The organism is Halorubrum sp. SP9 (assembly GCF_005435015.1).
Classification (GTDB): Archaea; Halobacteriota; Halobacteria; order Halobacteriales; family Haloferacaceae; genus Halorubrum; species Halorubrum sodomense.
In genome coordinates this window covers 39,624-49,325 of record NZ_SGXU01000020.1, presented here as the reverse complement: position 1 = coordinate 49,325, position 9,702 = coordinate 39,624, and the positions used below count along the sequence as shown (strand labels likewise).

Annotated in this window: 10 protein-coding genes; 2 read left to right on the top strand and 8 right to left on the bottom strand. The window is 67.2% G+C overall.

What is annotated here, in order from left to right:
- Nucleotides 1-97: 97 nt before the first annotated feature.
- From EXE45_RS11880 to EXE45_RS11845, 8 genes are all read right to left on the bottom strand, one after another.
- Entirely contained in the window at nucleotides 98-847 is a 750-nt protein-coding gene (locus EXE45_RS11880) for a hypothetical protein (protein ID WP_137694463.1), read from the bottom strand.
- A gap of 121 nt (nucleotides 848-968) precedes the next feature.
- Complete coding sequence (gene moaA / locus EXE45_RS11875; protein WP_137694462.1) at nucleotides 969-1,973, bottom strand: GTP 3',8-cyclase MoaA; 1,005 nt, start codon at nucleotides 1,971-1,973, stop codon at nucleotides 969-971.
- Nucleotides 1,974-2,088: 115 nt separating this feature from the next.
- Entirely contained in the window at nucleotides 2,089-2,856 is a 768-nt protein-coding gene (locus EXE45_RS11870) for an MBL fold metallo-hydrolase (RefSeq protein ID WP_137694461.1), read from the bottom strand.
- A 108-nt stretch (nucleotides 2,857-2,964) separates the two neighbouring features.
- Nucleotides 2,965-3,390, bottom strand: a complete 426-nt coding sequence (locus EXE45_RS11865; protein WP_092923830.1) for a universal stress protein — start codon at nucleotides 3,388-3,390, stop codon at nucleotides 2,965-2,967.
- 101 nt (nucleotides 3,391-3,491) lie between these two features.
- Nucleotides 3,492-4,049, bottom strand: coding sequence for a diadenylate cyclase (locus EXE45_RS11860; RefSeq protein ID WP_137694460.1), 558 nt, complete (start codon nucleotides 4,047-4,049; stop codon nucleotides 3,492-3,494).
- 141 nt (nucleotides 4,050-4,190) lie between these two features.
- Nucleotides 4,191-5,129 (bottom strand): bisanhydrobacterioruberin hydratase, encoded by a 939-nt coding sequence (gene cruF / locus EXE45_RS11855; RefSeq protein ID WP_137694459.1) that lies wholly within the window; start codon nucleotides 5,127-5,129, stop codon nucleotides 4,191-4,193.
- On the bottom strand, nucleotides 5,126-6,013 hold the full coding sequence (locus EXE45_RS11850) for a prenyltransferase (RefSeq protein WP_394347996.1): 888 nt from the start codon (nucleotides 6,011-6,013) through the stop codon (nucleotides 5,126-5,128). Before EXE45_RS11850 ends, cruF begins: the two co-directional genes overlap by 4 nt.
- Nucleotides 6,010-7,512: an NAD(P)/FAD-dependent oxidoreductase gene (locus EXE45_RS11845; RefSeq protein ID WP_137694457.1), complete on the bottom strand. Its 1,503-nt coding sequence runs from the start codon at nucleotides 7,510-7,512 to the stop codon at nucleotides 6,010-6,012. Before EXE45_RS11845 ends, EXE45_RS11850 begins: the two co-directional genes overlap by 4 nt.
- Nucleotides 7,513-7,602: 90 nt before the next feature.
- Between EXE45_RS11845 and EXE45_RS11840 the strand changes: the two genes are divergently transcribed.
- Nucleotides 7,603-8,352, top strand: coding sequence for an SDR family oxidoreductase (locus tag EXE45_RS11840; RefSeq protein ID WP_137694456.1), 750 nt, complete (start codon nucleotides 7,603-7,605; stop codon nucleotides 8,350-8,352).
- A gap of 496 nt (nucleotides 8,353-8,848) precedes the next feature.
- Nucleotides 8,849-9,700: an SDR family oxidoreductase gene (locus tag EXE45_RS11835; protein ID WP_137694455.1), complete on the top strand. Its 852-nt coding sequence runs from the start codon at nucleotides 8,849-8,851 to the stop codon at nucleotides 9,698-9,700.
- The last annotated feature ends 2 nt before the right edge of the window (nucleotides 9,701-9,702 follow it).

The following is a 9,702-nucleotide window of genomic DNA, read 5'->3' as shown; positions in this document are numbered from 1 at the left end:
CAGCGAACGTAGTGAGCGAGCACGTCTGATTTTGGTTCGAATCCCACCGTGCTCGCTCCGAAACCGTCGGTTTTTTGATCGTCGCGTAATTAAGGATTCAAGAGTTTATCCTCTGATCTTCATGTCTCTTCATATAATATTCCTTGAATAGTAATTCATCATATAAATGTTGTGTCGTACTTAAGATCGACCAAAAGGCAACCACCAGCACAGCAATTATGACAGAAACTGTGAACATTAGTAAAAAGAATGGATCTGGCCAGTTGGCGGCCGCAAAAGTCGTATATGGCACTAGACCGCCGACAGCGGCAATTCTAAGATTACTAGAGAACATCGAAACAGATTGGAACCTTCGTAGCCTTGGCGTTTGAAAATCTGACATATAAATGAGCAGCAAGTCATATATTTCTCTTGGACGGTCCTCAATGAAATCAACACCTAATTCCGACTCCAGATCTTTTCGAAAATCTAAGTTCATATTGTTTGTAAGACGCTCACTTTCATCGCGGTCTTCATAAAAATTGAGCTTCCTTGGAAGTTTTTGCTGCCATTCTATCAATTTGATATACCAACTCGGCATTTTTTCCATTTGATCTGTTTCTCTGTATACAAAATACCTAAACGACAATGGAACTCTAAATAGACCCGATCTTAATTGATCAATAAATTTCCCAATTATGTACCCAGATAATCCTAATAAAACGAATAGAATGGATTCATTGGGCAATCTATCTGGATTAAGAACAGTAACCCCGACGATTAGTGGAGTCAGGAAAATGAGTCCTGGAACTAGCCGAGTTAGTGTATCTCTAAGTGAAAATCCCAGGAACGGCGAGTTTTGTGACACAATTTAAAATCACGTCCCCGATTTTTAAATAAGCTTTTCTGGATAACTGATGCTATCAAAAGAGTACGATTAGTTCGAAGACTGCGATCCAAACAAAACCTATCGAACATGGATCCTGTTTTCAGTCCGCCGCACTCGGCGTCCCGAGGTACTTCTCGTTCAGTTCGTACTCGCCGTCGTCGCCCTCGACGAGGTATTCGCCGTAGTAAGGCACGCGGTTCGCCACCACTTCCTCGAACGTCTCCGCGATCTCCTCGCGGGTCATCTCGCCCATCGAGCGGAGGTCGTCGTTGCGGTTGAGACACCCCTTCAGGTATCCCTCGTGGGTGACGCGGACGCGGCCGCAGTTGGCGCAGAACTCCTCGTTCTCGACGGGGTCGACGATCTCGACCATGCCGCCCGTCTCGTCGTCGCTCTCCTCGCCGACGAAGTAGCGCTTCCGGTCGTGCATCTCGCGGTGCTCGACGCGGTCGGCCTTCTCCGCGAGCCAGTCGTGGACGCGCCCGATGTCGACGTTCCACTCGGGCTTGCCGGTCAGCTCCGGCATGTACTGGATGAGCTGGAGCTGGAGCCCGTCGTTGTCCGCGACGTGCTCGACCATCTCCTCGACGTAGCCCGCGGTGTGCGTGAACACGACCATGTTGAGCTTCACGGGGTCGAGCCCGGCATCGACGGCGGCTTTGACCCCCTCCAAGACCTTCTCGTAGGCGCCCGACTTCGTCACCTCCGCGAAGTCGTCGGGGTCGAGCGCGTCCTGCGAGACGTTGACGCGGTCGAGCCCGGCGGCCTTCAGGTCCTCGGCGCGCCCGGGGAGGAACGTGCCGTTCGTCGTCATCGACACCTCCATCGAGTCGGGCGTGCGCTCGATGATCTCTTCGAGGTCCTGCCGGAGCATCGGCTCGCCGCCCGTGAACTTGACGGCGTCGACGCCGTACCCCTCGACGACCTCCAGGAAGCGGACCACGTCGTCGGCGCTCATCTCCGACTCGCTCGGTTCCATCGGCCCGCGCGTGTCGCCTAACCCCTCGTTGTGACAGTAGACGCAGTCGAAGTTACACCGGTCGGTGAGCGAGATCCGTACCCCCGTCACCTCCCGTCCGAAGTCGTCCGCGAGTGGGCCGGCCATGCGCGATGGAAGCCACTACGCGCGCTTAAGTATCCGGGTCGTTCGTGCGACTGTGTAACACTCACCGGTTACGTTACGGCCGCGACGCGGCATGATTTTAGTTACGAATCCGGCGTCACAGCGACACGCGGAGGCCGTCGGTCGCGACGCGCACCTCGCCGTCGAACCCCGCCGCCGCGACCTGTTGCTCCATCTCGCGCTCGCGGCCGCCGGTGTGCGGGTAGAGGTGCGACAGGAGGAGCGTCCCGATCTCGGCGCCCGCGAGCGACTCGCCGAGGCTCGTCGGCGTCGGGTGGTTCGACACGTCGACGTCGTCCGGGAACGAGCAGTCGTGGACGAGGCAGTCGGCGCCGTCAGCGAACCGCGCCATGCCCGCGAACGCCTCGCTGTCGCCCGAGAGGACGAGCGGCCCGGCGGCGGCCTCGGCGTCCGAGCTCGGCGGCGAGAACCGGTAGGCGAACCCGTCCATCGAGTGGCGCGTCTCGCGGGCCGCCACGTCGAACCCGCCGGCCGCGAACGGCCGCGACGCCGACACCTCGCGGACGGCGAGGTCGATCCGCCCGTCGAGATAGTCGTGGACGTCGAGCAGGCCGTCGACGAGCGACTTCGTTCCCGCGGGGCCGACCACTTCCAGGTGCTCCTCGCCGGCGAGCCAGCGCGCCTTGAGGAGCGGGAGGAGCGCGGCGACGTGGTCGAGGTGGTGGTGAGTCAACAGGACCGTCGAGACGCCCTCGTAGCCTGTGTCCGTGCCGGCGAGCCGCTGGAGGACGCCGCTGCCGCAGTCGACGAGCAGCGACCGGTCGCCGTCGTCGAGGAGGTACCCGGCCTGCGCGCGGTCGGGGACCGGCATCGCGCTGCCGGACCCGAGGACGGTGAGTTCCATGCCCGTCGGTCGCGTCCGCACTCACCTAATTCGCTCGGACGCGCGGCGGACGGCCGGGCGCTCCCCCGCCGGCCGGGCGCCGGCGCCCGAGCCCGGGGGACGAGCCGCCTACTTGATGAGGAACACCGGCACCGAGGCGTCGTCCGCGACGCGGTCGGAGACGCTCCCGAGCGACCGGATCCGCTCGCGGGGCGACTTCCCCTCCGGGCTCATCACGATCACGTCGATGCCGGCCTCGTCGGCGTACTCGACGATCTCCGTGTCTGGCGTGCCGTGGGCGATGTGCGTCTCGGCGTCGAGGCCGGCCGCGGCGGCCGCGTCGGCGACCGCGTCGACCGCGGTCTCGCCCTGCGATTCGAGGTCCTCGACGACGTCGTCGTGGAGGTCGCCCGAGTTGGCGGTCGCGATCCGCTGGTCGACGACGTACAGCGCGTGGAGCGTCGCGTCGTGGTCGGTCGCGAGCCGGACCGCGTGGTCGAGCGCCCGGTCGACGGCCTCGCTCCCGTCGGTCGGCACCAGAATCTCGTCGTACATGCGTCGGGGTTCGCCCGGCCGGGGCTTAACGGTGGGGCCTCGGTGTCGGCCTCCGAGAGCGCCGTGCGCGCCGAGAGCGTCGCGCCCCGCGCCGGCGGGCGCTACTCGCCGCGCCAGCGGCCGCCGATCTCCTCGCGCCGCATGCTGTTCGCCTCGCCGTCGCGGAACACGCTGACGCGCCCGGTCTCCTCGCTCAGCGTCACCGTCGCGACGACCTCCGGCCGGACGGAGGTCTCGATCGCGCTCATGTGTCGCGACCCCATCCACGGTTCGTAGCTCACGTCGTCGACGAGGTCGGCCTCCTCGTCGCGGGTGCCCAGGTCGCGGAACCTCACCATCTGGCGCTCCACCTCCCCGTCGACCGCGACGACGACGCCGCCGTCCTCCCCGACGCTCACCGACTCGGCGGCGGTCGCGAGCGCGTCCTCGTCGAGGACGGACGGACAGGTGTCTCGGGGCCAGCGGTTCTCGCCCATCGGGTCGGCGTACGCGCCGTAGTCGCTGTCGCCGATGACGGCGAAGTAGAGCCCCGGACCCTTCACGTGCGGCTCCTCCCACCCGTCGAAGGAGACGCTGACGTGTTCGGCGCAGTACGTCAGCCGGTCGACGACCTCGCACACGCGCTCGTGGTCGCCGTACTCGATGGCGAGGTCGCTCATCGCCGTCGGTCCTCCCGGTTGGGTCGTTCCGTTCGATTGCCGCCGTCGGTCACGGTCGGGAGGACGGGTCCGGGGTATATAAGTGCGGCCGAGTCGGTCGGCGCCGCGGTGAGGGCCGAGGACCCCGAGTTCCGCCCGCGTTCACGACCGTCGCCACTCCGTGAACGGCCGCGTGTCGAACCGGTCGGCGCGGACGAGGCCGACGCCGAACCCGGCCGCGACCGCCGCGGGCAGGAGGTTGCCGAACCAGACGTTGATCCCGCCCCAGAGTATCACGAAGCTCACCATGTCGTCGAGCATGAACTCGCAGTCGCGGAGCCGTTCGCGGATCCCCGCCGCCGCGAAGGCGCGGTCGAGCGTGACGACGGCGACGATCGCGGACAGCACCCAGCCGGCGTAGTTCGAGACGGGCACGCCGTAGAACGCGCCGCCGCCGAAGTCCCAGAAGCCGAGCGAGACCGCGCCGGGGTCCAAGACGACGTCCATCGCGACGACGACCGGGATCACCGTCGCCAGCCGGACCCACACGCTGTCGGCGCGCGGGCCGAGCAGGAGCAGGCACAGCAGGTAGGCGTTGGTCACCAAGGGGATGAAGAACACCGGGAGCGCGACGGGCACGCCCGCGAGCATCGGTCCGAGGTCGACCGTGTACGCGAACTCGCCGTACGGCCACCCGGTCGCGACGCCGACCCCCTCGATGAGATACGTGTACGCGGTCAACACGCCGATCCAGCCGAGCGCGCGGCGGTCGATCGTCGGCAGTACGCCGACGACCAGCGGCGAGCGCATCACGATCACGCCGAACAGCACGAACCACGGGTGGAACGCGAACGGCTCGGGCACCCACCCCTCGGCGCTGCCGACGAGCGCGACCGCCCCGACGAGCGGGAAGACGACGGCGATGGTGAAGCGGTTCTCGCGGACGAGCCGGTCGAGCAGCGCCTCGGCCTCGCGGCGCGTGTCGGGCGCGCGGTCGCGGAGCGCGTCGAGGCGCGACCCGGTCGTCGCGGTCGCGGCGCCGCTAGCGGACTCGCCGGCGACCGACCCGCCCTCCGCCGGGCCGCCGTCGCCGTCGCTCACGGCAGCGCCTCCCAGAGCGGGTACACCCGCCAGAGGCCGCCCATCGACAGCAGCGTGCCGACGACGGTGTTCAGCGCCGGGAACCACCAGTAGGCGCGGTCGACGGAGACCGACGAGCGCGCGACCCACGCGACGAAGACGGGGTACACGCCGAGCAGCGCGCCGAGCCGGAAGTCGACGATCCAGAACGCGGCGGCCGCGGCGGTCCACGCCGCGAAGCAGTAGGCGTACGTCCGCGCCTCGCCGAGGAACGTCGCGGTCGTATCGATCCCCGCCGCGCGGTCCGGCTCGATGTCCGGGATCGCGGAGAACGTGTGCATCCCCATCGTCCAGAGCCACGCCCCGGCGAGCGCCGCGAGCGGCGGGTGCGCGCCCGCGACCGTCGCGTACGCCGCCGCGCCCGGCAGGGCGTACAGCCCGTTCGACAGCGAGTCGAGCAACGGCGTCGTCTTGAACCGGGCGGGCGGGGCGCTGTAGCCGACCGCTAAGACGAGGAACCCGAGCAGGTACGGCCACGCGACGCGGGGCGTGATCGCGAGCGTCGCGAGTCCGAGGAGCCCCGACGCGACGACGGCGGCGACCACCAGGCGGCTCCCTCGCCAGCGCGCCTCGCGGCCCTCCTTTTTGGGGTTCAGTTCGTCGATGTCGGCGTCGAACACGTCGTTGACGCCGTAGAGGAACACGTTCGCGGGAACGAGGAAGTAGGCGGCGAGCGCGACCGTGACGGGCGTAAACAGCCCGCTCACGCCGCCGATACCGTAGGTGACGCCGACCGCGACCGGGCCGGCGAGGTAAAGCCAGAACCGCGGCCGCGACAACACCAGCAGGTACCGGAGCCCCTCGCTCCCGGCGGATCGGTTCTGGTCGCTCACGGCCGTCATCAGACGTCGTCGTCGGTCATCGCTTCCGCGGTCAGCCCCCCGCTTATCAGGCACATCGGGACGCCGATGCCGGGCGTCGTCGTCGACCCCGTGAAGTAGAGCCCGTCGACCGCGTCCGAGACGTGCGGCGGGCGCAGCAGCGACGTCTGCGTGAGCGTGTGCGCCAATCCGAGCGCGCTGCCCGCGTAGCTGTTGTACCGGTCCGCGAAGTCGTCGACCGAGAACGTCTCCTCGACGACGATCCGGCCGCGGAGATCGGTGTCGGTGTTCGCCGCGATGTCGTCGATCACGAGGTCGCGGTAGCGGTTGCGGATCTCCGGCGTGTCCGCCAGTCCGGGCGCGACCGGGACGAGCGCGAAGAGGTTGCTGTGGCCCTCCGGCGCGACGGAGTCGTCGGTCTTCGAGGGAACACAGAGGTAGTACGCGGGGTCGTCTGGCCACTCGGGGTCGTCGAAGATCTGCGCGAAGTGTTCGTCCCAGTCGGTCGGGAGGACGAGCGTGTGGTGTTCGAGGTTCGGCACGTCGCCCTCGACGCCGAGGTACAGCAGGAAGGCGGAGGGGGCGTACGTCCGCGACTCCCAGTACTCCTCGGTGTACTGCCGCTTCCGCTCGGGGAGCAGCTCCTGTTCGGTGTGCGCGTAGTCCGCGTCGGAGACGACGCGGTCCGCGAGGTAGCGCTCGCCGTCCTCGGTGTCGACCGCGAAGGCGCCGTACCGCCCCTCGATGCCCGTCACCTCGGCGTCGGTGACGAACTCGACGCCGAGGTCCTCGGCGAGCTCGACGATGCCGTCGACGACGGCGGCGATCCCCCCGTCGGGGTAGTAGACGCCCATGTTGTAGTCGACGTGGCTCATCAGGTTGTACAGCGCCGGCGTATTCGTCGGCGAGCCGCCGAGGAACACGAGCGTGTACTGCATCAGCTGCTGGAGCTTCGGGTGGTCGAAGTAGTCCTCGACGTGGCCCTGCATCTTGCCCAGCAGCGAGAGCCCCCACGAGTAACGGAGGACGTCTCTGTCCACGTAGTCGCGCAGCCGCGGGCGGTCCTCGTACACGAAGTGCTCCATCCCGATCTCGTAGGTGCGCTTCGACTCCTCCAGATAGGCGTCGAACGCCTCGCCCGCGCCCGGCTCGTACGACTCGAAGATCTCCCGGTTCCGCTCGCGGTCCGGCAGCACGTCGACCTTGTCCCCGTCCTTCCAGAACACTCGATAATGCGGGTCGAGCCGCTCTAACTCGTAGAACTCGTCGGGCGACCGGTCGAAGTGGCCGAAGAACCGCTCGAAGACGTCCGGCATCAGGTACCACGACGGCCCCATGTCGAACCGGAAGCCGTCGACTTCGAGCCGACTGGCGCGCCCGCCGAGCTGCTCGTTCTTCTCCAGCAGGGTGACGTCCGCGCCGGCGTCCGCGAGGTAACAGGCCGTCGAGAGCCCGCCGAATCCGCCGCCGATCACGACGATCGACTCGCCGGCGACGCCGTCGATGTCCGGGACCACGTCCATGTCCGAGCGTAGGGACGGAATCGGTATAAATACCGGCCAGATGCGGCGAGAGGATACCACTAAGTCATCGACGAACGTAGCCGACTTCACATGGATCTGACGGTCGCGATCACCGGGGCAACGAGCGGCATCGGGCGAGCCGTCGCCGAGGCGTTCGTCGACGAGGGGGCGTTCGTCGCCCTCTCCGGTCGTGACGGCGCGGCCGTCGATCGGACCGTCGCGGCGCTGAACGGCGAGACCGACGACCCGGACGGCGGAGCCGATCCCGAGGCTGAAGGCGACGGGGAGTCCGACCGCGGCACCGCCTGGGGCGACCGCGTCGACGTGCGCGACGAGTTCGACCTCGAACGCTTCTTCGAGCGGGTCGCCCGCGAGGCCGGCCCGGTCGACGTCGCCTTCGCGAACGCCGGCGTCTTCCACGGCGCGCCGGGCGAGCGCCCGACGACCGAGGTCACGTACGCCGACTACGACGACACGATGCGGACGAACGCGCGCGGCGTGTTCGCGACCATCTCCGAGGCGGTTCCCCACCTCGCCGACGACGCGCGCGTCATCGTCCCCTCGGGGTCGGTCGCGGCCGAGTCGAAGCCCGGGATGGGCGCGTACGCCGTCTCGAAGGCGGCCGCCGAGGCGGTCGCGCGCGGCTTCGCGGCCGACCTCGACGCGACCGTCGGCGTCGTCGACCCGGGGCTCGTCGCGACCGACCTCACCGGGAAGGAGCGCGCCCGCGACCCCGAGAGCGTCGCGCCGCTGTTCGTCTGGGCCGCCACCGAGGCGCCCGCCGAGGACCTGAACGGCGAGCGGTTGGGACTCCGGGAGTGGAAGTCCGCGACGCGATAGGGGTGGATTGTAGCCGGGTTAGCGGCGAAGGTCGCGAGGGGCGCAGCCATTCATTTATAAATACCTGATCACACAGCGGCGGCAGACACCTCCAAAGCCCCAGCCGCTCGCTGATAAACATCTGTTCGCAGATCGATGACGAACACCTCCAAAGCCCCAGCCGGGAGGCCGCCGTACGCTCGCTGCGCTCCTCGCTCAGTCGCTGACGCTCCTTCGCTGCGGTGCTTACGTCGCCTACGGCGACCTCGCGGCTGCCCCTTTGAGTCCCACCCCGCACAGCACCTCACGCCTCCCCAGCCTCGCGGTTCGCGCTCTCCGAGCGCTCACCGCGTCCCTCGCGCGTGCTGCTCGGCCGCAACGCGGCCTCGCAGGCACGCGCCACCACGGTTGTCATTTATAAACGATTGTCGCCGCCGCACGTCGGTATTTAAATTCCACCTCGTCGATTCCGCGCTCGACCACCGAGAATTATCCCGCGGTCGACCGAACGTGGGGTATGCCACTCGCGGACCCCGATCTCTCGGGCTCGACGGCGTTCATCACCGGGACGACTCGCGGCATCGGCAAGCAGATCGCGCTCGCGCTCGCCGAGCGGGGCTGTAACGTCGTCTCGACGGGCAAGACGACGGACGACGACGACTCCGAGCTGGCGGGATCGATCGAACGGACGGCCCGCGAGGTGCGCGAGCGCGGGCCCGAGGCGCTCGCGCTGGAACTGAATCTCCGCGACGAGGAGCGCGTTGAGGAGGTCGCCGAGGAGGCCATCGATCACTTCGGCGAGGTGGACATCGTCGTCAACAACGCGAGCGCGATCCAGCTGGCGAACGTCGCGGACCTGCCCGCCGACCGCTTCGACCTCCTCACCGACGTGAACGTCCGCGGGACCCACCTCGTTGCGCACGCGTTCGCGGACCACCTCGCGGACCTCGACGAGGCGTGGCTGCTGACGAACGCGCCGCCGGTCACGACCGACCGCTCGCCGGGGAAGGCGCCGTACGCGTGGTCGAAGCTCGGCATGTCGTTCGTCACGCTCTCGCTCGCCGAGGAGCTGGCGGGCGACGACGTGGGCTGTAACACCTTCTGGCCGGTGACGACGATCGACACCCGCGCGACGCGCTACTTCGGGCTCGGGACCGAGGACGACTGGCGGACCCCCGAAATCGTCTCCGACGCGGTCCTCGAAATCCTCGCGCGGGACCCGGCGGAGTGTACGGGCGAGAGCTTCTACGACGAGGCCCTGCTCCGCGAGGCGGGCGTGACTGACTTCTCCGAGTACAACCTCACCGAGGGCGATCCGGAACCGATGTCGGCGCGGCTGTTCGACCCGGAGTTCGAACGCGAGGACTGAGG

Bases quoted from the DNA above. Each gene is read 5' to 3' on its own strand.
- EXE45_RS11870 (WP_137694461.1), bottom strand. From the start codon at position 2,856: ATGGAACTCACCGTCCTCGGGTCCGGCAGCGCGATGCCGGTCCCCGAC.
- EXE45_RS11860 (WP_137694460.1), bottom strand. From the start codon at position 4,049: ATGAGCGACCTCGCCATCGAGTACGGCGACCACGAGCGCGTGTGCGAG.
- EXE45_RS11845 (WP_137694457.1), bottom strand. From the start codon at position 7,512: ATGGACGTGGTCCCGGACATCGACGGCGTCGCCGGCGAGTCGATCGTC.
- EXE45_RS11840 (WP_137694456.1), top strand. From the start codon at position 7,603: ATGGATCTGACGGTCGCGATCACCGGGGCAACGAGCGGCATCGGGCGA.
- moaA (WP_137694462.1), bottom strand. From the start codon at position 1,973: ATGGCCGGCCCACTCGCGGACGACTTCGGACGGGAGGTGACGGGGGTA.
- EXE45_RS11865 (WP_092923830.1), bottom strand. From the start codon at position 3,390: ATGTACGACGAGATTCTGGTGCCGACCGACGGGAGCGAGGCCGTCGAC.
- EXE45_RS11835 (WP_137694455.1), top strand. From the start codon at position 8,849: ATGCCACTCGCGGACCCCGATCTCTCGGGCTCGACGGCGTTCATCACC.